General features: G+C 72.0%; 25 protein-coding genes. 5 read left to right on the top strand and 20 right to left on the bottom strand.

Annotated elements, in window-relative coordinates; genetic code table 11:
• The 5 genes from AB0M83_RS40270 to AB0M83_RS40250 all read right to left on the bottom strand — a co-directional run bounded on the left by AB0M83_RS40270 (position 1) and on the right by AB0M83_RS40250 (position 3620).
• A complete protein-coding gene (locus AB0M83_RS40270; protein WP_364525742.1) occupies positions 1–1011 on the bottom strand; it encodes a lysophospholipid acyltransferase family protein in 1011 nt (336 codons plus the stop codon).
• Between the two features lie 77 nt (positions 1012–1088).
• A complete protein-coding gene (locus tag AB0M83_RS40265; RefSeq protein ID WP_364525722.1) occupies positions 1089–2135 on the bottom strand; it encodes an NAD-dependent epimerase/dehydratase family protein in 1047 nt (348 codons plus the stop codon).
• 258 nt (positions 2136–2393) lie between these two features.
• Positions 2394–2495 carry an AURKAIP1/COX24 domain-containing protein gene (locus AB0M83_RS40260; RefSeq protein ID WP_007030867.1) on the bottom strand — a complete coding sequence of 34 codons (102 nt, stop codon included), beginning with the start codon at positions 2493–2495 and terminating at the stop codon, positions 2394–2396.
• Between the two features lie 166 nt (positions 2496–2661).
• Complete coding sequence (locus tag AB0M83_RS40255) at positions 2662–2877, bottom strand: helix-turn-helix domain-containing protein (protein ID WP_013222402.1); 216 nt, start codon at positions 2875–2877, stop codon at positions 2662–2664.
• A 182-nt stretch (positions 2878–3059) separates the two neighbouring features.
• On the bottom strand, positions 3060–3620 hold the full coding sequence (locus tag AB0M83_RS40250; RefSeq protein WP_364525720.1) for a carboxymuconolactone decarboxylase family protein: 561 nt from the start codon (positions 3618–3620) through the stop codon (positions 3060–3062).
• Positions 3621–3660: 40 nt separating this feature from the next.
• Here AB0M83_RS40250 and AB0M83_RS40245 point away from each other — a divergent pair, with 40 nt between their 5' ends.
• Complete coding sequence (locus AB0M83_RS40245; protein ID WP_364525718.1) at positions 3661–3993, top strand: helix-turn-helix domain-containing protein; 333 nt, start codon at positions 3661–3663, stop codon at positions 3991–3993.
• Here AB0M83_RS40245 and proC read toward each other — a convergent pair.
• The 8 genes from proC to AB0M83_RS40205 all read right to left on the bottom strand — a co-directional run bounded on the left by proC (position 3981) and on the right by AB0M83_RS40205 (position 13209).
• A complete protein-coding gene (gene proC, locus AB0M83_RS40240) occupies positions 3981–4790 on the bottom strand; it encodes a pyrroline-5-carboxylate reductase (protein WP_364525716.1) in 810 nt (269 codons plus the stop codon). The two genes, AB0M83_RS40245 and proC, sit on opposite strands and share 13 nt — an antisense overlap.
• 678 nt (positions 4791–5468) lie before the next feature.
• Positions 5469–6296, bottom strand: coding sequence for a thioesterase family protein (locus tag AB0M83_RS40235; RefSeq protein ID WP_364525714.1), 828 nt, complete (start codon positions 6294–6296; stop codon positions 5469–5471).
• A 132-nt stretch (positions 6297–6428) separates the two neighbouring features.
• Entirely contained in the window at positions 6429–7241 is an 813-nt protein-coding gene (locus AB0M83_RS40230; RefSeq protein WP_364525712.1) for a sugar phosphate isomerase/epimerase family protein, read from the bottom strand.
• 50 nt (positions 7242–7291) lie between these two features.
• Positions 7292–8953 (bottom strand): hypothetical protein, encoded by a 1662-nt coding sequence (locus tag AB0M83_RS40225; protein ID WP_364525710.1) that lies wholly within the window; start codon positions 8951–8953, stop codon positions 7292–7294.
• 157 nt (positions 8954–9110) lie between these two features.
• The gene (locus tag AB0M83_RS40220) at positions 9111–10094 is read right to left on the bottom strand and encodes a Ppx/GppA phosphatase family protein (RefSeq protein ID WP_364525708.1); all 984 of its coding nucleotides are present in this window, start codon (positions 10092–10094) and stop codon (positions 9111–9113) included.
• A 172-nt stretch (positions 10095–10266) separates the two neighbouring features.
• Complete coding sequence (locus AB0M83_RS40215) at positions 10267–10956, bottom strand: response regulator transcription factor (RefSeq protein WP_364525706.1); 690 nt, start codon at positions 10954–10956, stop codon at positions 10267–10269.
• Positions 10953–12194 carry an ATP-binding protein gene (locus AB0M83_RS40210; protein ID WP_364525704.1) on the bottom strand — a complete coding sequence of 414 codons (1242 nt, stop codon included), beginning with the start codon at positions 12192–12194 and terminating at the stop codon, positions 10953–10955. The genes AB0M83_RS40215 and AB0M83_RS40210 overlap by 4 nt, the downstream gene beginning before the upstream one ends.
• Before the next feature lie 145 nt (positions 12195–12339).
• Complete coding sequence (locus AB0M83_RS40205) at positions 12340–13209, bottom strand: oxidoreductase (protein ID WP_364525702.1); 870 nt, start codon at positions 13207–13209, stop codon at positions 12340–12342.
• A gap of 66 nt (positions 13210–13275) precedes the next feature.
• Between AB0M83_RS40205 and AB0M83_RS40200 the strand changes: the two genes are divergently transcribed.
• Positions 13276–13914, top strand: a complete 639-nt coding sequence (locus tag AB0M83_RS40200) for a DNA-binding response regulator (RefSeq protein ID WP_364525700.1) — start codon at positions 13276–13278, stop codon at positions 13912–13914.
• Positions 13911–14792, top strand: coding sequence for a hypothetical protein (locus AB0M83_RS40195; protein ID WP_364525698.1), 882 nt, complete (start codon positions 13911–13913; stop codon positions 14790–14792). Before AB0M83_RS40200 ends, AB0M83_RS40195 begins: the two co-directional genes overlap by 4 nt.
• Before the next feature lie 61 nt (positions 14793–14853).
• Here the strand turns inward: AB0M83_RS40195 and AB0M83_RS40190 are convergent, their stop codons facing one another.
• From AB0M83_RS40190 to AB0M83_RS40160, 7 genes are all read right to left on the bottom strand, one after another.
• A complete protein-coding gene (locus tag AB0M83_RS40190; RefSeq protein WP_364525696.1) occupies positions 14854–15603 on the bottom strand; it encodes a phosphoglyceromutase in 750 nt (249 codons plus the stop codon).
• Positions 15604–16056: 453 nt separating this feature from the next.
• A complete protein-coding gene (locus tag AB0M83_RS40185; protein ID WP_364525694.1) occupies positions 16057–16935 on the bottom strand; it encodes a DUF4349 domain-containing protein in 879 nt (292 codons plus the stop codon).
• Positions 16936–17005: 70 nt separating this feature from the next.
• Positions 17006–17518: a YbjN domain-containing protein gene (locus tag AB0M83_RS40180; protein ID WP_364525692.1), complete on the bottom strand. Its 513-nt coding sequence runs from the start codon at positions 17516–17518 to the stop codon at positions 17006–17008.
• Positions 17515–18810: a D-inositol-3-phosphate glycosyltransferase gene (gene mshA / locus AB0M83_RS40175; protein ID WP_364525740.1), complete on the bottom strand. Its 1296-nt coding sequence runs from the start codon at positions 18808–18810 to the stop codon at positions 17515–17517. Before mshA ends, AB0M83_RS40180 begins: the two co-directional genes overlap by 4 nt.
• Before the next feature lie 99 nt (positions 18811–18909).
• Positions 18910–19725: an alpha/beta hydrolase gene (locus AB0M83_RS40170; protein ID WP_364525690.1), complete on the bottom strand. Its 816-nt coding sequence runs from the start codon at positions 19723–19725 to the stop codon at positions 18910–18912.
• A gap of 3 nt (positions 19726–19728) precedes the next feature.
• On the bottom strand, positions 19729–20904 hold the full coding sequence (locus tag AB0M83_RS40165) for an Ig-like domain-containing protein (protein WP_364525688.1): 1176 nt from the start codon (positions 20902–20904) through the stop codon (positions 19729–19731).
• Between the two features lie 159 nt (positions 20905–21063).
• Positions 21064–22119 (bottom strand): UDP-N-acetylmuramate dehydrogenase, encoded by a 1056-nt coding sequence (locus AB0M83_RS40160; protein WP_364525686.1) that lies wholly within the window; start codon positions 22117–22119, stop codon positions 21064–21066.
• Between the two features lie 24 nt (positions 22120–22143).
• On the opposite strand from AB0M83_RS40160, the gene AB0M83_RS40155 reads away from it, so the two are divergent.
• Both AB0M83_RS40155 and AB0M83_RS40150 read left to right on the top strand, forming a co-directional pair.
• A complete protein-coding gene (locus AB0M83_RS40155) occupies positions 22144–22650 on the top strand; it encodes a DUF2505 domain-containing protein (RefSeq protein ID WP_364525684.1) in 507 nt (168 codons plus the stop codon).
• Entirely contained in the window at positions 22629–23423 is a 795-nt protein-coding gene (locus AB0M83_RS40150; RefSeq protein ID WP_364525682.1) for a class I SAM-dependent methyltransferase, read from the top strand. Before AB0M83_RS40155 ends, AB0M83_RS40150 begins: the two co-directional genes overlap by 22 nt.
• Positions 23424–23522 lie beyond the last annotated feature (99 nt).

Below are 23522 nucleotides of genomic sequence, written 5' to 3'. Positions count from 1 at the left end.
TCAGCCCCGGAAGACCGACTTCCGCTGCGAAAGCCGCTGGTACAGCGTCTGCTGGATCGTCTCCCGCACCTGGTCCGTCAGCTGGAACACCAGCATCGGGTCCTCGACGGCCTCCGGCTCGAACTGGTCCGTCCGGATCGGCTCGCCGAACTCGATGCTCCACTTCGTCGGCAGCGGGATCGCGCCCAGCGCGCCGAACAGCGGGAAGAACGGCGTCACCGGGAAGTACGGCAGCCCGAACATGCGCGCCAGGATCTTGATGTCGCCCAGCTTCGGGTAGATCTCCTCGGCGCCGATCACCGACACCGGGATGATCGGGACACCCGCGCGCAGCGCCGCCGACACGAACCCGCCGCGGCCGAAGCGCTGGAGCTTGTAGCGCGAGGAGAACGGCTTTCCGACGCCCTTGAAGCCCTCCGGCCACACGCCGACCAGCTCACCGTTGCCCAGCAGGCGTTCCGCGTCCGCGTTGCAGGCCAGCGTCTGGCCGGACTTGCGGGCGAACGAGCCCACCAGCGGCACCTGGAACACCAGGTCCGCGCCGAGACCGCGCAGGTGCCGGCCGCCCGTCTCGTCGTGGACCGCCACCGCCGTCATCAGCGAGTCGAGCGGCACCGTGCCCGAGTGGTTCGACACCAGCAGCGCGCCGCCTTCGAGCGGCAGGTTCTCGACGCCGAACGTGTCGACGCGGAACCACTTCTTGTACAGCGCGCGCAGCGGCGGCAGGAACACCGCGTCGGTCAGCTCGGCGTCGAACCCGAACTCGTCGACCGTGTAGTCGCCGGTCAGCCTGTCCCGGATGAAGCCGAGCGCCGAGCGCGCGGCGTCCGAGAGGGGTTCCTCGGGGGCCGGCCGGTCCGCGCCCGGGAAGGCGACGACCGGCGCGTCCGCGCGCGCCTCCTCACGGAGGTCGCGGTCCGCGTCCGGCTTCTCCCGGCCCGGTCCGTGCAGGGGGATGACCTGCGCTTCGGCACCGCCCACCGTCTCCGCCTCGCTTCCGAACTCGTCCAGGTCGTGCGGTCTGCTGTAACAACCGGAGCTTCGCTCCGGGCCGGGGGCTCCGCCACCCGGACCCCCGAAAGGCCTGCTCATCGGTTCGACTGCCCCGTCGCGGCGGCAACGAGCACCTTGCCGGCCAGGCCCGCCAGCTTGCCGCCGTCGAGCACCGGCCGGAGCCCGCGTCCGGCGATGTAGTCGTCGAACGCCTCACGCGTCGTCCACCGCGGGGTGTAGCCGAAGTCGCTCTTCAGCTTGGCGATGTCGACGACCCGGCCGAAGTTCAGCAACCGGACCTGGTCGGCGGAGAAGTCCACGACGCGAGCGCCGCGCAGAACCTTGCCGACCGACGGCACCACGCTCCGCGGCATGGGCAGCTCGACCCGGCCGGCCCGCCGGATCGCCTGCGAAAGGGTGAGTACCCCTTCCGCGCCGACGTTAAAGACGCCGGGCTTGTCGTTGAGGGTCGCACGTTCCAGCACGGCCAGCGCGTCGGAAGAGTGCAGCAGCTGGATGCGGGCGTCGTAGCCGAAGACGGTCGGGACGACCGGAAGCGCGAAGTAGCGCGAAAGGACGGTGTCGGTCGCCGGGCCGATGATGTTGGCGAAGCGGAACAGCGTCGTGGTGATGTCGGGCCGGCGCCGCACCAGGCCGCGCACGTACCCCTCCATCTCGACGGCGTCCTTCGCGTACCCACTGGTCGAGGTCGGGATGAGTTCGGAGTCCTCGGTGAACACCGCCTGCGAACGGGCGCCCGCGCCGTACACCGCCGCCGTCGACTTGACGACCAGCTTGCGGACCAACGGCGAGCGCTGGCACGCGGCCAGCAGCCGCATGGTGCCGATGACGTTCACTTCCTTGATCGCCGTGCGGCGACCCGGCCCGGCCGGGTGCGCGGTGCAGGAAGCGTGCACCACCGTGTCCACATTGGCGGTACTGATCACCTTGGCGATCAGGGGGTTCCGGATGTCCGCGCGGACGAACTCCGCGTGGCCCATGCGCTGCAGGACCGTCTTGTCCGGAGCGACCGTGTCGACACCGATGACCCGTTCGAAATCGGGGTTGTTGCCCAGCCGGGCGAGCAGTTTCCCGCCCAGTTCGCCGGCTACCCCGGTGACGAGCACGATGTTCGACGGCATGCGACTCCCTGCGGCGTAGGGCGTGGTGGGGGTGGACGATCACCCGAAGTGCGCGGGCCTGCACTCACTGGAAGCATCGCGCGGACACCCTTGAGATGTTACCGCTCTTCAGTGGTAGCTCAGGGGTGTCTTACGTGCTATTAACCGCTATTCCCCCGGAAAGCGACGAACGCCTCACTCGAACGGGGGGAACCGGCCCACCACATGGACGTGGCCCGTCCAGAGACTGGACGGGCCACGGCTACGCACGGCTGGGTCTTACTTGCCGGCCTTACGACGCTGCACTCGCGTGCGGCGAAGCAGCTTGCGGTGCTTCTTCTTCGACATGCGCTTGCGGCGCTTCTTGATCACAGAGCCCATGGGCGCTCCTTAGGTCGTCGTCGGTCACGCTGCCCGGCGCAGCGTCCAACGGGTGGAGCGCACAGGCACGAGCGGTTTTCCAGGTTACCCGCCACGGTGTGCGGGCCGGTCGGCGGGCACGGTGTAGCGCTGCGCGCCGCTGGCCACGGCGTGCCCGGCGACCGGGTCAACCCACGTCGTAGTAAGCACCCTGGAGGTACTCGTGCACTGCTTTCTCCGGCACCCGGAACGACTTGCCCACCCTGACGGCGGGCAGCTCTCCCGAATGCACGAGACGGTAGACGGTCATCTTGGAGACCCGCATCAGCGTGGCCACCTCGGCGACCGTCAGGAACTGGACCTGCCCGACTGCCGGCAGATCCTCCTTCTTGTTCGGCGACATGTTTACCGCGTCCTTCGACACGCGTCGCGCCACGAGGCTTCCCCACCTGTGGTACCGACACGCACGTGCTCTATCGAGAGTAGCGGGACTGGTGGGACTAATGCGACGCCTGTCACCGAGATGGGCTCCTACCAGCGCTAACGCATGAGCACCCGCGCGTGCAAGACCGGCGCAATCGCCCATTACGGCGATTCCGGGCGCGCGGAACCCGGTTCGAGGGGCAGCCGCAGGGCCCGGACGGTGAACGAAATGGCGTGGTACCAGCCGCAGACGAGCAGCAGGTCGAGCGCGCCGTCCTCCCCGACCGCCGCCACCAGGTCCGCCCAGGCCTCGTCCGACAGGTCCGACGTCGCGTGCAGCTCGTCGACGGCCGCGAGCACCGCGCGGTCCCGCGGGGTCCAGCAGCCGTCGGCCGGGCTCCCGCCGGCCAGCGAGCGGATCTGCTCGGCATCGAGGCCGGCCTTGGCGGCGAAGGCGGCGACGTGCACGCCCCACTCGTAGGCGGCGCCGCACAGCGCCGTCGTCCGGTCGATGACCAGCTCACGCTGCCGGACGCTCAGCGCGGACTGCCGCGAGAAGTAGTAGCGGCCCCAGCTCGCGACACCGCGGGCGAGGCCGGGGCGGCGCGCCCAGACCCGGAACAGCTGCAGCGGCGGCCCGAGCTCGTCGAGCACCGCGCCGACCTCGGCGTCGAACGGCGGCTCGAGGGGCGCTATCCGCGGCCGCTTCGATTTCAGAGGCATGTCCGGCACGCTAGCATCGAGCGCTTCGGAAAGGAAAGCAATGACGACTCCCCTGCCCGGCCGCCCGGTCCGCGGTTCGACGACCGGCCGCCCGATCATGGCGCTGCTCGACCTGCTGGGCCGGCGCTGGACCCTGCGGATCCTGTGGGAGCTGCGCGACGGCGCGAAACCGACGTTCCGCGAGCTGCAGCAGCGGTGCGACGGCGTCTCGTCCAGCGTGCTGGCCACGCGGCTGCGCGAGCTGGGCGAAGCGGATCTAGCCGACCACGCCGGTGACGGCTACGCGCTCACCGAGCAGGGGAAATCCCTGTTCGAGACGCTGATGCGGCTCGACGCCTGGGCCGCGGACTGGCGGCCCCGTCAGCCTTCGTGAGCCTTGCCCAGTGCCTCGGACCGGTCCTTCGCCGCCTCGATCGCATCGAGCAGCGCCGCCCGGACGCCGTGCTTCTCGAGCTCGCGGATCGCGTTGATGGTCGTGCCCGCCGGCGACGTCACGGCCTCGCGCAGCAGCACGGGGTGCTCGTCGGACTCGGCCAGCATCTTCGCCGCGCCGACGGCCGACTGGATGATCAGCTGCCCGGCCAGTGCCCGCGGCAGCCCCAGCAGGATGCCGGCGTCGATCATGGCCTCGACCAGGTAGAAGAAGTACGCCGGACCGGAGCCGGACAGCGCCGTGACGGCGTCCTGCTGCCCCTCGGGCACCTCGACGACCTGGCCGACGTGCGAGAGCAGGTCGCGCACGGTCGCGAGGTGGTCGGCGGTGGCCCAGCGGCCCGCGGAGATGGCGCTCATGGCCTCGTTGACCAGCATCGGGGTGTTCGGCATGACCCGCACGACGGGGACGCCCTCGGCCAGCCGGCGCTCGTACAGCGACGTCGGCAGCCCGGCGCACAGCGAAACGACCAGCGAAGACGGGTTCAGCAGCGGCGCGAGCTCGTCGAGCACCGGCTCGATGTCCTGCGGCTTCACGGCCACGACCAGGACATCGGCCTGCTTGGCGGCTTCCTCGACCTCGACCCCGCGGATGCCGTACCGCGCGGTGAGCTCTTCGACGCGCGCCGGGTACCGCTCGGTGAAGAGGAGATCGTCCGGCTCGTGGCCGCCGTGCAGCAGCCCCGAGAGCAACGCCTCGCCGATCTTCCCCGCACCCAGCACCGCGATGACCGTCATGCCGTAAAGCGTGCCAAACGCGCCTCAGCGGCCCGGTGCCGGGGCGAGACCCGGCCGCGTCGCCCGGCCACCTGTTCCGGCCGCCCGCCGTTCCCCGGCACCACTCAGCCCGCGCGGCGCGGGGCGCTGCCTCGCCTGGCGCACCGCCGCCCCGGCCGCGATGCCGCAGCCGACCGAGACCCGGCTCAGCCGCACGGTGCCGGGCGAAACCCAGCTCAGCCCGCGCGGCGCGGGCCCCCGCTGCCTTGTCTGACGCTTCACCGAACCGGTCGCGGTGCCGCAGCCGACCGAGACCCGGCTCAGTCGCCCGATGTCGAGCGAGGTCTAGCCGCGTCGCCCGGCCACCCGTTCCGGCCGCCCGCCGTTCCCCGGCAACGCTCAGCCGCCTCGAAGAACCGGCAGCCGCGCCCGTACCGACCGGGACCCGGCTCAGCCGCCCGGTGCCGGGGCGAGGCCCCAGCCGTCTCGCGTGGCCACCCGTTCCGACTGTCCGCCGTTCCGGCACCGCTCAGCTCGCGCGGCGCTCCGCTGCCTCGCCTGACGCTTCACCGAACCGGTCGCGGTGCCGCAGCCGACCGAGACCCGGCTCAGTCGCCCGATGTCGAGCGAGGTCTAGCCGCGTCGCCCGGCCACCCGTTCCGGCCACCCGCCGTTCCCCGGCACCGCTCAGGCTCGGGCTCAGCCGCCTGGCGCCGGGGCCAAGCCCAGCTGCCGGGCCTGGCACACCAGCCGCCCCTGGGAGTCGATCACCGTCGCGTCCGAGTCGAACCACGACTCGTGCACCGAACGGGACTCCACCACCACCCGCAGCCACCCCGGGGCCGGGCGCGTGCGCAGGAGCGCCGTCAGCTGGACCGTCGGTGCCCAGCCGATGCGGCCGAGGTTCATCACCACCGGCGGGTTGACGTCGGACGCGAGGAGCGTGAAGAACGGGTCGACCAGGCTGTGGCGCGGCCGGACCCACAGCCGCATCCGGGGCGGCTCGTCGGTGCGCCCGGCCAGGTAGCCCGCGGTCGCCGGGTCGAGGCGGACCTCGCAGCCCTTGGCCAGGTTGAACGGGCCCTCGGTGCTCTCGGCCATCGCGAGCGCGCCGGGTGACGGCTCGGCGGGCATGGACGGCACGTCCGTCCACTCCGGGCGCCGCATCGGCAGCCGCCCGGTCGTCACGCGCGCCTCGACGCAGCTGCGGCCGCGCTGCTCCAGGCGGACCTCGACGACCGTCGCGCGGCGGCCGACCTTCCGGACGTCCGTGCGCAGCAGCACCGGGCCGAGCGCGGGCGCGTGCAGGAACTCCGCGCTCACGACGAGCGGCTCCGCGTGCGGCTCACCCCGCTCGTGCAGCGCGGCGATCGCCGCCTTGGCCAGCAGGGCCAGCAGGAATCCCCCGTGCGGGTGCGAGCCGATGGCCCACTCCGCACGCAGCACCGCGGTGAAGGTGCCGTCCCCCAGCGACCGCGCCGCACTCGCCGTGTCGAAGGACACGGCGGTGCCGTCCGTTCCGCTCACGAACGCGCCGTGCCAACGCGGGAATCCGGCGAGGTGACGATCAGCGAGCGCGACGGTTTCACAGCCGGAACTTTACGTGTTCGGCCGCCGTAAATGGACCCGGGAGCAGTCGTGTCCGCCGGAAGTGCGCAATTACTGCCCTAGGTGGAATCGCGCGAACAGCAATGCCTCCGCCAGGTCCCGGACCCGCTGGGCGCCGGTCCCGGCGTGCCGGGTGTTGATCTCCAGCACGATCTGCCCGGCGAAACCGCTGCTGACCAGCTTCTCCAGCAGCTCGGCGCAGGGCTGGCCGCCCCGCCCGGGCACCAGGTGTTCGTCCTTCGGGAGGCCGGTGCCGTCCGCCAGATGGACGTGCGAGAGACCCTCCCCCATCCGCTGCGCCAGCGCGAGGGCGTCCATCCGGGCCGCCGCGGTGTGGGACAGGTCGAGCGTGTAGTGCCGGAAACCGACGTCCGTCGGGTCGATCGAGGGCCGGAACGCGGAGACGCGCGCATTCTTCGAACCACCCGGCGGGCGCACCTTGAACATGTTCTCGACGGCGATTTCGATCCCGCTGGACTCCTCCAGCTCGTCGACGAGATCACCGAACGCGTCGCCGTAGCGGCGCTGCCACCGGAACGGCGGGTGCACGACGACGGTGCGCGCGCCGAGCTCGAGAGCGGCGTCGACGGACATCCGCAGCCGCACCACGGGATCGGGTGACCAGATCCGCTGGGTGATCAGCAGCGACGGCGAGTGGATGGACAGCACGGGCACCCCGGTGCGGCGCGACCACCGGCGCAGGGCGCTGACGTCCTGGCTGACCGGGTCGGCCCAGACCATCACCTCGACGCCGTCGTACCCGAGCTCGGCGGCGAGCTCGAAGGCGGTCCCGGCCTTGAGGGGCCACACGGACGCCGTGCTGAGCCCGACGGGGACCGGCTTCTCGTCTGTCACGCGCGCCATCCTGCCTCGTCACCGAACGGGGCCGAAGGGCACCTTCGTCACGTGTGACGTCAGCGGCCGACGAGCAGCAACGCCGCCGGGGACACCGTCACGACCAGGCCGACCAGCACCGCCAGCACCGTGGTCTGCAGGTCCTCGGCCCGGCGGATCTTCCGGACGATCCAGACCAGCGCGACCACCACCAGCAGCGCCGCCACCAGGGCGGCCGCGGGGATGTTCACCCACAGCCAGTTGAAGCCCAGCCACACGGCCGCGCCGCCGACGACACCCATCGCCAGCTGGCCGGCCAGCGCCAGCCACGCCTTGCCGGGCGAGGTCACGGGCTCCGGCTCGGCGATCGCCTCGGGCGCGTCGTCGTACTCGTCGTCCTCGTAGCCTTCGCCCTGCTCGTAGGCGTAGTCGTCCTGCTCGAAGTCCGGGCCGTCGGCCGGGTAGCCGTCGGCGAACTCGCGCTCGTAGGGCTCGAGGTCGTCCGGGATCGGCGCGCGCGAGGCGCGGTCGCCGGGCGCGAACGGCATCGGCGGCGGATACGTGCCGGTCGGCGGGCCGGCGTCGTAGGCGGCCTGGTAGCCGCTGCTTTCCGGCGCGAAGCCCTCGGGCTCGAAGTCGTCGTCGGGGTAGCCGTCGGCCGGGGCGTCGGTGGGCACCACCGGCATGACGCCGATCTCGGTGTCCTCCAGCTGCTCCTTCTGCCGGCGCTTGCGCCAGTTCGCGAGCCCGCCCGGCGACGACGGCTCCGGGCCGTCGGGCTTCTTCTTGCCCGGCGCCGGGGCGGACGGCAGCGGCGGCTCGCCGGCCACCGCGTCGAACTGCTCGGTGTAGGCCTCTTGCTGCGGCTGCGGACGGCGCGCCGGGCCCCGCCGCGGACGCCCGGGCGCGGCCGGCGGCGTCGAGAACGTGCCGCTGGCCATCGGGCCCGGCGGGACGTCGATGTCGGCGTCCGGGGTGCCGTTGAGGCCGTCGAGCCGGGCCGACAGCGGTCCGCCGGAGGGCGGAGGCGTCGGCAGCTGCTGGGACGGCTGCGGCGGCGGGGTCGGCAGCTGCTGCGACGGCTGCGGAGCCGGCGGCGGGCGACGGCGCACCGGCGGGACGGCCGCGCGGGTCTCCTCGGCCGCGGCGGCGGGCGGCGGGGTGGGCAGCTGCTGCGACGGCTGGGGGGCCGGCGGAGGTGGCGGCTGACGCCGGGGCGCGCGCGGCGGCACGGGCAGCTGCGCGGACTCCTGCGGTGGCCGCGCCGGCGGGCTCGCGAACTGGCCGGACTCCTGGGGCGGCCGGGAGAACTGGCCCGACTGCTGCGGCGGCGCCGGGGGGCGCTGGTACTGGCTGGACTCGGCACCACCGGGGGCGGGCCGGGCCGGGGGCGGCGGGACCGGCCGCGGCAGCGGCTGGGAGTCCTGCGGGACCGCGCGGGGTGCGGGCGGCGGCGGGGACGGCGGCTCGGCGCGGCGCCGTCCGGCGGGCCGGTTCGGCGGCGGAGGCGTGCCCTCGCCGGCGACCCGGTCGATGATCGCCTGCGGGCCGGTGTCGGACACCCCCGGGCGCCGGTGGGAGCCGGTCGCGCCGGGCGGGGTCTCCGGGGTGGCGGGCTCGTCGTCGTCCTCGGCCGCGCGCCGCCGGCGACGGCGGTTGCCGCCGTCGACCTGGGCACCGTGCTGGGCGAGCAGCTCAGCCACGGTCTTCTGCGGCTGGTCGCCTCCGGTCTGGTCCGTCATACCTGGTCGTCCCCTGCGCGCTCCGGCTCCTCGGCACTCGGCGAAGCGGTAAACGACGGCACGCCGGCGGCGCCGCGCGCGCTGAACGCCGACCTCTGCATGTCCGTCACCTCTCCACCGTGCCCGTTAACCTTCCGGGAAGTCCAGCCGCCTGCTTTCACCGGTCCTCCTGTGCGCCGAAGCGCCCCACGAGGGCGGCTCCGGTTTCGTCCGCGCCGTTGGAATGGTCCAGCCGCCGCAGGATGACACCTTCTCGCAGAGCCCACGGGCAGATCTCGAGTTCCGGCAATCCGAGCGCCCGCATCGTGGCCTGCGCGACGAGGGCGCCCGCCACCAGCTGGTGCGACCGGCCCGAGCTGACGCCCTCGAGCTGGGCGAGGTCGGCCGACGGCATCCGCGAGATGAAGGCCAGGAGCTGGCGCAGTGCGGTGTCCGTGAGCGTACGTCGGACGCGCGGGCCCGCCGCCGAGGGGGCGGCGCCGGTCAGCCGGGCGAGTGACCGGAACGTCTTCGACGTCGCCACGACCCGATCGGGTTCACCCCATTTGGTGACCTTCCGCGCCAGCTCGGTGAGCTGGTCGTCGAGCCAGGCCGACGTCGCGACGAGCTCGGAGCGCGTCGGCGGGTCGTGCTTGAAGCGGGTGCGCGTGGTGCGGCCCGCGCCCAGCGGCAGCGACTCGGCCAGGACGGGCTCCTCATCGCGGCCCATCGCGATCTCCAGCGAGCCGCCGCCGATGTCGAGCACGAGCAGCTGGCCGGCCGACCAGCCGTACCACCGGCGGACGGCGAGGAAGGTGAGCCGGGCTTCGTCGGTGCCGGAGAGGACCTGCAGGTCGACGCCGGTCTTGTCGGCGACGCGGGCGAGGACCTTCGCGGAGTTCTTCGCTTCGCGGACCGCGGAGGTGGCGAAGGCCATGACTTCTTCGCAGCCGAGCCGCGCGGCGGCGTCCTTGGCGGATTCGACGGCGGTCACGAGGTCGTCGGCGCCGGCCTTGCTGAGCTCGCCGCCGGGGGTGATCTGCTCGGCCAGGCGGAGCACGGACTTCTCGGAATGCATCGGCGTCGGGTGGGCGCCACGGTGGGCATCGACCACGAGCAGGTGGACGGTGTTGGAACCGACGTCGAGTACCCCTAGGCGCACGGGGGTCCAGGGTACCGGGCCCAGCGCCGGGTCTCGAACATGTAACCAACAACACTCGGTGCGGTACCGCCCCGGCGCGCCTCCCCGGGGCCCCGGACCACGCCAAAAGCCGTGAAGGCCTCCTTCCCGGCCATAGCAGCCGGGATGCAGGCCTTCACGGACCAAAAGGGACTTACGTCTCGAACTTGTAGCCCAGGCCGCGGACCGTCACCAGGTGCCGCGGGGAGCCCGGGTCCGGCTCGATCTTCGAGCGCAGGCGCTTCACGTGGACGTCCAGGGTCTTCGTGTCGCCCACGTAGTCCGCGCCCCACACCCGGTCGATCAGCTGCCCGCGCGTGAGCACCCGGCCGACGTTGCGGAGCAGGTACTCCAGCAGGTCGAACTCCTTGAGCGGCAACGACACCTCGGCACCGTCCACGGTCACCACGTGCCGCTCGACGTCCATCCGGACCGGACCCGCCGAGAGCACCAGCGGGGCCAGCTCGCCCTCCGAGCCCGGCTCGCCGCCGCGGCGCAGCACCGCCCGGACCCGCGCGATCAGCTCCCGCGCCGAGTACGGCTTCGTCACGTAGTCGTCCGCGCCCAGCTCCAGGCCGACGACCTTGTCGATTTCGCTGTCGCGCGCGGTCACCATGATCACCGGCACGGCCGACCGCTGGCGCAGCTGCTTGCAGACGTCGGTGCCGCTCATCCCGGGCAGCATGACGTCGAGCAGCACGATGTCGGCGCCGTTGCGGTCGAACTCCTCCAGCGCCGCCTGGCCGGTGCCGGCCACGGCCGCGGTGAACCCTTCCTTGCGCAGCAGGAAGGCGAGGGGGTCGGCGAACGACTCCTCGTCCTCGACGATGAGAACCCTGGTCACAGGTTTCCTCCATGATCTGGGCTGTCCTGCCCGGTAACCACGAGCCTCGGGGTGCGCTCGGGGGTCTTCTCCTGCCGTGGTGCCGGCGAGGTCTTGGTGGCCCGCGCCGGCTCGGGGGCCGGGTCGGGGCGGACGTGCGCGGGGATGCGCAGCGTGAACGTCGAGCCGGTGCCGGGCCGGCTCCACAGCCCGACCGAGCCGCCGTGGTTGGCCGCGACGTGCTTGACGATCGCCAGGCCCAGCCCGGTGCCGCCGGTGGCGCGCGAGCGGGCCCGGTCGGCGCGGTAGAAGCGCTCGAACACGCGCTGCTGCTCGTCTTCGGCGATGCCGATCCCCCGGTCGGTGACGGCGACCTCGACCATCCCGTCGGCGAGCCGGCGCGAGATCGACACCGGGCTGCCGGCCGGCGAGTACGCGACGGCGTTCTCCAGCAGGTTCGACAGCGCGGTGACCAGCAGCGTCCGGTCGCCCTCGATGAGCAGGCCGCTCGGGGTGTCGGTGGTGATCCGGATGTCGGCCGACTCGGCCGAGAGCGTCGTCCGGCCGAGCGCTTCGCGGACGACGGCGTCGATCTCGACGACGTTGAGGTCCGGCAGCCGTTCGGCGCCCTGGAGCCGCGAAAGCGCGATCAGCTCGGTGACGAGCCGGCCGAGCCGGGTGGACTCGCGCAGGATCTTGCCGCCGAAGCGGCGGACCTCCTCGACGTCCTCGGCGGCGTCGAGCACGGCCTCGGTGAGCAGCGCGATCGCGCCGACGGGGGTCTTGAGCTCGTGGCTGACGTTGGCGACGAAGTCGCGGCGCACGGCCTCCAGGCGGATGGCCTCGGAGTGGTCGACGGCCTCGACGACGGTGAAGCCGTCGCCGAGCGGCCGGACCTGGCCGAGCACCGCTTCCGGCTGGCGGCCGCGCGCTTCGAGCGGCGAGAGGTCGATCTCCATCGGCTCGTCGGTCTCGGCGACCTGCTCGGCGGCCTTGCGGGCCCGCGGGTCGGCCTGGTTGACCCGCACCAGGCCCAGCTCGTAGGCACGGGGGTTGTGCAGCACCATGTCGCCGAACCGGTTGAGCACGACGACGCCGTTGTGCGACGACCGGACCAGCCGTTCCAGGAGCTCCGCGACGGTCGGGCCCGGCGGCCGGGCCACTTCGCGCCGGCTTCGCGCCCGCGCGACGAGGTAGCCGACCACCGCACCGGCCACCAGGGTTCCGATGGCCAGTGCGAGTGAAACAGGCGTGGTCACAGGCCGATCGTAAGCTGAGAAGTGGTCCTTCGGCCTAGCGTTGTCCGCCTTGTCGTGAGCACCGCGACACCTGGGGAGGACATGTTCGCCGCCGCTTCAGCCGGCGTTCACCCGATCGATTCCCCGGCGAGACATTCCGGGTGAATCACGCGTCACCGTCGAGAGTCTTCAGGTCCTCCTCGGTGAGCCGCAGGGCCGCCGCGGCGACGTTCTGCTCGAGGTGCGCGACATCGCCGGTGCCCGGGATGGCGAGCACGTGCGGTCCTTGGTGGAGGGTCCACGCGAGCCGCACCTGGGCCGGGGTGGCGTCGTGCCGGCGCGCGACCTCGGCGACGCGGGCGTCCTCGCCCGCCCCGCTCGCGACGGCGAAGAACGGCACGAAGGCGATCCCACGGTCGGCGCACATCCGGACGAGCTCGTCGTCCTCCCGCCGCGCGGTGAGGCCGTACTGGTTCTGGACGCAGACGACCGGCGCGATCTCGAGCGCCTCGGTCAGGTGGTGCGGCGCGACGTTGGAGATGCCCAGCTCGCGGATCAGCCCCTCCTGCCGCAGCTCGGCGAGCGCGCCGAAGCCGTCGGCGAGCGAGCCTTCCCCGCGGTCGAGGCCCTCGCCGATCCGGTAGTTGGCGACATCGAGGTGGTCGACGCCCAACCCGCGGAGGTTCTCTTCGACCTGGGCCCGCAGCTGGTCCGGCCGGGCGGTGTAGAACGCGCCGGTGAAGTCGCGGCCCGGGCCGACCTTGGTGGTGATCGTCAGGCCGTCGTACGGCGCGAGGGCGCGGTTGATCAGCTCGTTCGCCGAGCGCGGGCCGGCGAAGTAGAAGACGGCGGTGTCGATGTGGTTGACGCCGAGCTCGACGGCACGGCGGAGCACGGCGATCGACGTCTCGCGGTCGCGGATGCCGCCGTCCGAAGTGGACATCAGGCGCATGGCGCCGAAGCCGAGCCGGTTGACTTCGAAGGAGCCGAGCTGCCAGGTGCCCGCCGCGGCGGCGGGAAGGGTGTTCGTGGTCATGGCTCCAGCCTCGCGATCCGGCGCGAGCGGCGCCGGGAATGGCATTTAGCTGCCAGAATGGAATGCGTGGAGAGAGTCAGCGACGTCGTCGTGGTGCGCGGTGAGGCCGAGCTGTTCGAGCGGACGGCCCACCTGTTCGCGGCCGCGACGGAGGTTTCGTGCGCGGCGCGCGACCTGCACACGTGGTCGGTGGCACACCCGACCGCGCCCGAGCGGGAGCAGGCCGTGCGCGACACGAACGTGCGCAAGATGTACCTGCCCGGCGTCCTGTTCGACCCGGCGCTGGCGGAGCACCTGCGGTTCATGGCCACGCACGGCGCGCGCATCCGCATCACCGAGCGCGAGGTCAACGAGACGATCCTGCTGGACCGCCGGATCGCGATCGTGGCCGGCGACAACGTCGGGGGCGTCCGCAGCTACACCGTCGTCAGCAGCCCGGAGCTGGTCCAGGGCATCCAGTCGCTGTACGAGGCGGCCTGGGCGGGCGCCACCGACCTCGAGTCCTACCAGGCCCGGTTCACCGAGCTGGGCGCGCGCGAGATCCTCGATCAGCTGGCGTCCGGCTGCAAGGACGAGACGGCGGCCCGCACCCTCGGCGTGGGCCTGCGGACCTACCGGCGGCGGGTGGCGGAGCTGATGGAGATCCTCGGCGCGTCGTCGCGGTTCCAGGCCGGGGCGCGGGCCCGCGAAGCCGGGCTGCTGTGAAGCGAGCGCTGCCGTCGCTGGTCCTGGTCCTAGTGACATCGGCGTGTTCCTCGGCGGTCTCCGGCACGGCCACACCGCTCACCGGCAACCTGGCGCTCGTCAACGGACCCGGAACGGCCGCCGCGCTCGACGCCGTGAAGACCGCGGCCGAGGCGGTCTTCAGCTACGACTCGGCGAACCCGGCGGCGTTCGACCAGGCCGTCGCGGCGAACGTCACCGGAGCGGCGAAGGACCAGCTCACGCTCCTGTTCGACCAGGTCCGGAAGAGCCCGCAGGCCGTGCACCTGACCACGCGGGTCGTCCGGAACGCGGCGCTCGAGCTGAGCGGCGACCGGATCCGGGAGCTGGCCGTGCTGGAGCAGGTCAACGGGACCTCGAAGGGGCTGGCCACGGCCGCGTTCACCGCGCAGCGGGCGGGCGGGCGCTGGCTGCTCGCCGACGTCGCGGTGAACCCGGCGGAGCCACCGCCCGCGCCGCACCCGGACGACGGCACCCCCGCGGGCCTGCGCGACGCGGCACTGGCCGGCGCGCGCACGGTCACCAGCGCGCTGTTCACGACCGACAGCGGCGACCCGGAAGGCTCGTACGCGCGAGCCGAAGCGGTCTCGGCCGGGCCGTTGCTGGACGACTACCGCGCGAAGAAGGCCACCTACGTCGACGCGATCCGCAAGAGCGGCACGAAGGTCACCCTCGGGCCGAACCCACTGGCCGGCGTCACCAAGCTCACCGGCGGAACAGCGAGCGTGCTGTTCTTCACGACGCTGAAGGTGACCGGCCCCACCGGCACCACCGACCGCCCCTACACCACCGAACTCGACCTGGTCCGCGAAGGCACCACGTGGAAAGCGACCGCGGTCCGGACAGTCACCGCCTCATGAAGTCCAGGAAGGCCTCCTCACCGGCGATTTCGACCGGTAAGGAGGCCTTCACGGACTTGCGTCAGCGGCCCTGGTTCGCCACCGCGGCGGCGGCTTCCTTGGCGGCCTCGGGGTCGAGGTACTCGCCGCCCGCCTTGACCGGCTTCAGGTCGGCCGTGAGGTCGTAGCGCAGCGGGATGCCGGTCGGGATGTTGAGGCCGGCGATGTCGGCGTCGGAGATCCCGTCGAGGTGCTTCACCAGCGCGCGCAGGGAGTTACCGTGCGCGGCGACCAGCACGGTCTTGCCCGCCCGCAGGTCCGGCACGATTTCGGACTCCCAGTACGGCAGCAGCCGCTCGACGACGTCCTTGAGGCACTCGGTCAGCGGCGCTTCGTCGCCGAGGTTCGCGTACCGCGCGTCGCCCGCCTGGCTCCACTCGTCCTTCGGGTCGATCGCCGGCGGCGGGGTGTCGTACGAGCGGCGCCAGAGCATGAACTGCTCCTCGCCGAACTCGTCGAGGGTCTGCTTCTTGTTCTTGCCCTGCAGCGCGCCGTAGTGGCGCTCGTTGAGGCGCCAGTCGCGCTTCACCGGGATCCAGTGCCGGTCGGCGGCGTCCAGCGCGATGTTCGCGGTGGAGATCGCCCGGCGCAGCAGCGAGGTGTGCACCACGTCCGGCAGCAGCCCGGAGTCCGACAGCAGCTGCCCGCCCAGGCGGGCTTCGCCCTCGCCCTGCTCCGACAGCGGCACGTCCACCCAGCCGGTGAACAGGTTTTCCGCGTTCCACGTGCTCTGCCCGTGGCGGAGCAGCACCAACGTCCCAATCTCGGCCATGGGGAACAGCCTGCCAGACCGGACCACTCGATCGACCGGTGACCTCGCGTCCTACCCAGAGTGTGTTACCGCGAAGTAACACCTCACTCTTCGACAAGTCCGAGTGCCAACAACGCGCAAATTCCGGGCATCAAACTGCACACCGTTATCGTCCCGACTGAAGTTCACCTGAACGGACTAGTGAGTAGTCTTGTGATTACAGGTCGAGATCTGACAGGTTGGCTTACGTCCCGAGCGGCCGGATTCCACGCACTCCCCGGCCGGTTTCGGGCTTCGACCGCGGCTCGTCTCCCCCCTGCCGAGCCGCGGCCCGCCCGGCCCCGTTGGCACCCCCCTCGTCACCGGGTCCTGATCGGCGGGAACTTCAGCGGGGCGGCTCGAGATCGCGACTCCCCCCTCCCTCGAGCCGTCCCGCCTGTTCCGCCCAACCTTCCGGAGCGCCGGCGCGCGACCTCACACCTCGGCAGGCCCCGGCTCCGGCTTCACCGGGCGGCGACGGCGGTTCAGCCGCCAGCCCAGCCACCCCAGCGGCACCACGATCAGCAGGAACGGCGCGACCGCGCCCAGCACCGTCAGCAGTCCCCCGCCGAAGGTCAGGAACGCGTCCCAGCCACCGGCCAGCCCGCCGAGGAACCCGCTGCGATCCTCCTGCGGCGCCGGTGCCGGCGCCGCCACGCTGCGGATGCTCATCGCCACCGTCGCCATCGCGACGCTGCCGGCCAGGGAGTTCCGCTGCTGCTCCAACGACTCGAGCGTCGACTCGCGGCTCGTCAGCTCACTCTCGATCGACGTGATGTCCGACACCGAAGTCGCCTGCGAGAGCAGCGCGCGGATCCGCTCGACCGACTTGCGCTGCGTCGCCAGCCGCGCTTCGACGTCGACGACCTGCTCGGTCACGTCCTGGGTGTTCAGCTCGCGCTTGACCAGCGAAGAGCCCAGGTGCGAAAGCTGGTCGAGCACCGGGTCGAGCTTGTCCGCGGGCACCGCCAGCGACAGCGTCGCCGAGGTCTCGCCCGTGGCCTCCTGCCCGGTGTAGCCGCCGGCGCCCAGCGCGATCCCGCGGGCCTCCGCGACGACGTCGACGACCTTGGTCGCCGTCAGCTCCAGCCGCGCGCTGCGCGAAAGCTTGCGATCGGTGGCGCCGGCCTGGGGCGGCGTCACCTTGGAATTCTGCTCGGGCTTCCCGGCGCCGGTGCCCTGCTGGGGCGCGGCGGGCACGCGCGCCGGCCCCGCACTGTCCGCCGTGGACGCTCCGTTCTCCGCCGCCGAGCAGCCGGCCAGCACGAACGCCACCGCCGTGATCGCGAGCGCCGCTCTCCATCGAGTCCGCATCCTGCGTCTCCCTCCAGTTTCGACTGGCGATGAGACGGATGTCCGGTTCAGGACCGTTGCACGGTCCGGGTCACGACTCGGTCAAGCCCGGTTCGTGCGGCTGCGCGGGCGCCACGAGGTGCTTGAACGCCTGCAGGTTGGCCAGCGACTCGCCGCGGGAGACGCGCCAGTCCCACTCGCGCTTGATCGACGTCGCGAAGCCGATCTCCAGCAGCGTGTTGAAGTCGCCGTCGGCGGCTTCCAGGACCTGGCCGAGCACCTTGTCGAGCTCGTCGGCGGACATCGTCTCCTTGCCGAACCGGCCGACCAGGTAGATGTCCCCGAGACTGTCCACTGTGTAGTGCACGCCGTAGAGCTTCGCGTTGCGCTGCAACAGGAACCGGTAAACGTCCTCATGGGACTCATCGGGACGCCGGCAGACGAAGGCCTCCACCGAAAACGCGTGGTCGCCGTCGACGAGCCACGCGTTCGTCTGCAGCTTCTTCGTCCCCGGCAGCGTGACGAAGTACTTGCCAGGACCGCGTTTGTCGTACTTCAGCTCCGCTGAGTCCAAAGTAGACTGGATCAGCTCGTCCAGGCTCACACCGCCACCTCCGTGCGCAGGTCCAGCGCGTGCCGGAAAGCGCTGGTGGCCTGAGCATAGATGTCCAGCAGCGCGTCCGTCGTGCGGCGCCAGGAGAACCGCCGCGCGTGCACGACGGCGTTCGCGCCGAGCTCGGCGCGCCGGTCCGGGCGCAGGGCGACCGCGGCCAGCGCGTCCGCCCACTCCTCGGCGCCGTGGCCGGGAACCAGCAGGCCGGACACGCCGTGCGGCACCGCCACCGGCAGCCCGCCGACCTCGGCCGCGACCACCGGCGTCCCGCAGGCCTGCGCCTCCAGCGCGACCAGCCCGAACGACTCGTTGTAGCTGGGCACCGCGACGACGTCGGCGGCGCGGAACACCCGCGCGAGCGCCGCACCCGGCTGCGGCGGCAGGAACCGGACCTGCCGCTCGATGCCCAGCGAGACCGCCAGCTCGCGCAGGGCCTGCGGCTGCTCCAGCCCGGTGCCGGACGGGCCGCCGACGATCAGCACGACCAGGCGCGGCGCCAGCTCGGGGCGGCGGCGCAGCATGGCCGCCGCGGCGTGCAGCAGCACGTCCGGCGCCTTCAGCGGCTGGATCCGCCCGGCGAAGGCCAGCACGACGTCGTCGTCGGCCAGGCCGAGGAAAGCACGGGCGTCCTGCCGGGGACCCGGCGTGAAGCGTTCGAGGTCGACACCCGGCGGCACGGCGTGCACCGCGTGCGGCTCGGCGTCGTAGAGGTCGATCAGCTGCCGCGCCTCGACCGCGGTGTTGGCGACCAGCCGGTCGGCCTCGGCGACCACCTGCTCCTCGCCGATCACGCGGATGCGCGGCTCGGGCTTGTCGCCTTCGGCGAGCGCGGCGTTCTTCACCTTCGCCAGGGTGTGCGCGGTGTGCACCAGCGGCACGGACCACCGGTCGCGCGCCAGCCAGCCGACCTGACCCGAGAGCCAGTAGTGCGAGTGGATGAGGTCGTAGTAGCCGGGCTCGTGGAACGCCTCGGTGCGCAGCACGCCGGAGGTGAACGCGCACAGCTGCGCGGGCAGCTCATCGCGGCTCAGCGGCTCGAACGGGCCCGCCTGCACGTGCCGGACGGTCACGCCCGGCGCCAGCTCGACGACCGGTGGCTGGTCCGACGCCGTCGCGCGGGTGAAGACCTCGACCTCGACCCCGAGGCGGGCCATTTCGGTCGCTGTCTGGCTGACGTAGACGTTCATCCCGCCCGCGTCGCCTGTTCCCGGCTGCTCAAGCGGCGAAGTGTGCACGGACAGCACCGCGACCCGGCGCGGAACCGCTGCTTTCGGGGGGCCCAGGGGGGCTCGCCCCCCGGCCGGGGTCTGGGGCTCGGCCCCGGAAAACCCAGCACGGAACCCCCGGATGGAGCTGGTCACCTGGTCGTCTCCCGCGTTACGTCAGCATTCCTCGGCGAACTGCCGGAGCACCGCGTCGAACTCGTCCGCGGACTCGGCGAAGGGCGCATGCCCCCCGTCAAGGAACCAACGCCCGGTGGCACCCGGAATCTTCCCGATCGTGTGCTCCGCCGTCGACGGGTCGATCACGCCGTCGCGGGAGCCGTGCACGACGAGGGTGGGTTTGTCGACCGTGGCCAGGACTTCGTCGCCGCCGATGTCCCGGCGGAAGAGGGCCGCGCGGACCGAAGGGGGCACGCTCAGAGAAGCCCCGAGCAGGGCTTGGACCTGGGCGCCGGGTACCGGGCCGCCGGTCATGTCGCGGCTGAACGCGGTGAGCGCCGGGACCGCGATGTCCGGATCGTCCGAAAGCATCGCCCGCATGTGCTCGCGCATCAGCGGGCCGACGCGCCCGCCCGCGCGGTCGCGGCCGATTTCGGTGATCGCGCCGACGAGCACGATGCCGCGCAGCCGTGCGGTGCCGTGCACGCGGATGTGGTCGGTGAGCACCAGGCCGCCGTAGGACCAGGCGACGACGATCGCGCCGGGTCCGGCGAAGTCGAGCACCGCGGCGAGGTCGTCGGCCCAGACGACCGGGTCGTCGTAGCCGGTGGCCGGGACGTCGGACGCGCCGTGGCCGCGCAGGTCCATCGCGACCAGCCGGAACCGCTCGGTCAGCGCCGGGTCGGCGAGCTGCGCGGCCCAGCAGCCCGCCGACTGCGCCCAGCCGTGCACGAACACGATCGGTGTGCTGTTGCCGGCGCCTTCGACCCGCAGGCCGAGCCGCGTCCCGCCGTGCCCGACGACTTCGGTGCGCACGGGTTACTTCGCACCCAGCCCTTGCCAGGCCGCCCAGCTGTAGTTCCAGTCCTTGACGTCGGAGTTCATCGGCGCGGACAGCTGCGAGCCGGTGATCTCGACCGGGTCGCCGACCAGGGCCGAGTCGAAGTAGTCCTTGGCGTCGGCCTCGAGGAGGTTGACGCAGCCGTGGGAGTTGTTGGTCTTCCCGATGTTGGCCGCGTTGTCCTGGTTCTCGTGGATGAACTCGCCGTGGTTGGAGAACCGGCAGGCCCACTTCTTGTTGACGTTCGTGTAGCCGTAGCGCGCGTTGTCGAAGATCGCCGACGGTTCCTTGCTCATGATGATGTAGGTGCCGTTGGGGGTGTTGCGGTCGACCTCGCCGTCCAGGCCGTTCGCGCACGGGTAGCTCTTGACCTGCGAGCCGCCGCGGTAGACGTGCATCTGGTGCTCGGGCGTGTTGATCTTGACGACCTGGTTGCGGCCGATCTTGAACTTCGTGGTCACGTCGGCCTTGCCGTACGCGCCGCCACCCAGCTCGACGCCGTAGAGCTTCGCCTCGACGCTCACGGTGATGTTCTGCGGCCAGTACTCCTTCGGCCGGTAGTCGACCTGGCTGTCCGACAGCCAGCCCCAGGCGCCTTCGACGTCCTTGTCCGTCTTCACGGACAGGGCCTTCTCGACCGCCTTGCGGTCCTTGACCGGCGACGCGAACTTGACGCTGATCGGCATGGCCACGCCGACCTGCTGGTTGTCGGCCGGGTTCAGCGTCGCGCGGACCTGCTTGGCCGGGCTGATCGTGGTGAACGTGCCGGTGAGCTCGGCCGGCTTGCCGTCGGTGCCGGTGGCCTTGGCCGCGTAGGTGTAGGTCTTGCCGTAGCCGAGCGGCTCGGAACTGGTCCAGGTGAGCCCGTCCGGCGCGGTGTCGCCCTTGACGGCCTTGCCGCCGTCCGCGGTCACCTTGCAGTCGGTGAGCTTGCCGTCGGCGACCTTGATGGTGACCGGCTTGAGGACGGCGACGTCCTTCGCGTTGACCGCGGGCTCGGCCGTGATCTTCGCCACGGGCTGCGCGCTCTCGCCGTCGGCACCCGCGGCGCCGGTGGGCAGCGCGGTGCCGTCGTTCGTGCTCGAACACGCCGCGGCGACCAGGGCGGCCCCCGCCGCCAGAGCGGCCTTGAAGACCGTACGCCGTTCGATCACCGAAACCTCCTGTGTATCCCCCACCGACCAGCGGGTCCACGCCCTTAGCGCTGGTGGCCCACCCGACGTTACCTCCCGAAAGGTGAAGACCATCCGATCAGGTGGCGCCGCCTATGTCGACAATGACGTCTCATACACGTCCAGGTTGCCCGGTTCGGCTCAAATGACGCAGTTGATCAAGAGCGGTTCGGGGTGCAGCCGGACGCCGAACCGCGCGAAAACCCCATCGCGGACCTCTCGGGCCAGCCCCAAGAGGTCTTCGGTCGTCGCGTCACCGCGGTTGGTCAGCGCGAGGGTGTGCTTCGTCGACAGCGAGACGCGGTTCCCCGGCCCGGGGTACCCCTTCGCGAAGCCGGCGCGCTCGATCAGCCAGGCCGCGGACAGCTTGACGCCGCCGTCGGCCGGGTACTGCGGGACCTCGGCGCCGACAGCGTCCGTGATGCGCGCCAGCACCGCTTCCGCCTGGGCCGACGGGACGATCGGGTTGGTGAAGAACGAGCCCGCGCTCCACGTGTCGTGGTCGTCCGGGTCGAGCACCATGCCCTTGCCGCGACGCAGCTTGAGCACCGCTTCGCGCGCTTCGGCCGCCGGCACGCGGGCGCCGATCTCGACACCGAGGGTGCGCGCCAGCTCGGCGTAGCGGATGGGCGCCGAGAGGCCGTCTTCGCGGATTTCGAAGCGGACCGCCAGGACGACGCCGGAGTCGGTGCCCTTGAGGACGCTGGTGCGGTAGGCGAAGCCGAGTTCGTCGGCCTTGAGCGTGCGCACTTCGCGCGTCCGGCGGTCGTACAGCTCCACCGAGACGATCGACTCGGCGACTTCGCAGCCATACGCGCCGACGTTCTGGATCGGCGTCGCGCCGACGCTGCCCGGGATGCCGGAGAGGCATTCGAGGCCGCCGAGGCCCGCTTCGACGAGCCCGGCGACGAACGCGTCCCAGTTCTGGCCGGCTTCGACGTCCACGACGTCACCGTCGCGGCGCCAGCCGGTGTTCGCCACCTCGATGAGCGTGCCCTCGAACCCCGCGTCGCCGACCACCAGGTTGGAGCCGCCGCCGAGCAGCAGCACCGGCTCGCCCGCCGCGTCGGCCTCGCGGACCGCCGCGACGAGGTCTTCGCTGGTCACGGCGCTGACGAACCGGCGAGCCGGGCCGCCGAGGCGCAGCGTGGTGTACGCGGCGAGCTTCGGGAGGGCGGGAGTTCGGGCGGTGTTCACGCGTCTGACGGTACTGTCCGGCTCATGGGATCCCGGATCGAGCACCGTGCTGAGTTCTCCGCCGACGTCGCCGCGACGTACGCGGCGGTCGCCGGTGAAGAGGCGCTGCGGGCACGGCTCGAGGAGCTCGGCGGGCACGGCGCGGCGCTGCTGTCGTACGACGTCTCCGGCACGGACCTGCGGTACGAGCTGCGGCAGGGCATCAGCGCGGACAAGCTGCCGCAGGCGGTGCGGACGCTGCACAAGGGCGACCTGCTGGTGACCCGCACGCAGACGTGGCGCGTCAGCAACGACGGCACCGGCCGGCAGGGCACCGCGACGGTCGAGGTCGGCGGCGTCCCCGGCGAGATCACCGCGCGGACGGCCTTGCTGGCCAAGGACGACCGGACGGTGCTGCGGATCAGCGGCGAGGTCACGGTCCGGATCCCGCTGTTCGGCGGGAAGCTGGAGACCGTGATCGCCGAGCAGGTCACGAAGCTGCTGGAGCGCGAGGCCGAATTCACGGCGAAGTGGCTCACCGAACCAAACTGAGCCCGGTCGGCGCACCGACCCGCGGCACGACCAATCCCAACCGCCTTCGCCGGGTCGACCGGTGGATCACGTACGCGCCCGCGACGACCCGGCTGCTCCGCGCGGCCGCCTCGCCGCTGGTCGTCGACCTCGGTTACGGCGCATCGCCGGTGACGACCGTCGAGCTGGCCCGGTGGCTGCGGCGCGTCCGGCCGGACGTCCGGGTGCTGGGCCTGGAGCTGGATCCCGCGCGGGTCGCTGCCGCGTTGCCCGCCGCGTCGCCACCGTTGCTGGATTTCCGCCGCGGCGGGTTCGAGCTGGCCGGGACGCGGCCGGTGCTGGTGCGCGCGTTCAACGTCCTGCGGCAGTACGCGGAGGACGAGGTCGCGGGCGCGTGGGGGCTGGTGCTGGACTCGATGGCCCCGGGCGGCCTGCTGGTCGAGGGCACGTGCGACGAGATCGGCCGGCTGTCGACGTGGGTGCTGGTGTCTTCCTCCGGGCCGGTTTCGCTGACGTTGTCGATGCGGCTGGCGGGACTCGAGAAGCCGTCGACGATCGCCGAACGGCTGCCGAAGGCGCTGATCCACCGGAACGTCCCGGGTGAGCGAGTCCACGCTTTGCTCTCCGAGCTGGACATCTGCTGGGCCACGGCCGCGCCGCAGCAGGCGTTCGGGGTGAAGTCGCGCTGGCTGGAGACGGTCCGGCTGCTGGTGGCTCGTGGCTGGCCGGTGCCGGACCCGCGGATCCGCCTGGGTGAGCTGACGGTCCCCTGGGCCGCGGTCGCCCCGGCTTGACCAGAGCGCCCCAATGTGGCCTTGGTTGCGTTGAACGCACCGAAGGCCGCCTTGGGTGCGTCTGACGCACCGAAGGCCACATTGGGGCGCTTGTTCACC

The organism is Amycolatopsis sp. NPDC051106 (assembly GCF_040682775.1).
Lineage (GTDB): Bacteria > Actinomycetota > Actinomycetes > Mycobacteriales > Pseudonocardiaceae > Amycolatopsis.
Note: the sequence above shows the minus strand (reverse complement) of the source record. Positions and strands in the feature narration are given on the sequence as shown.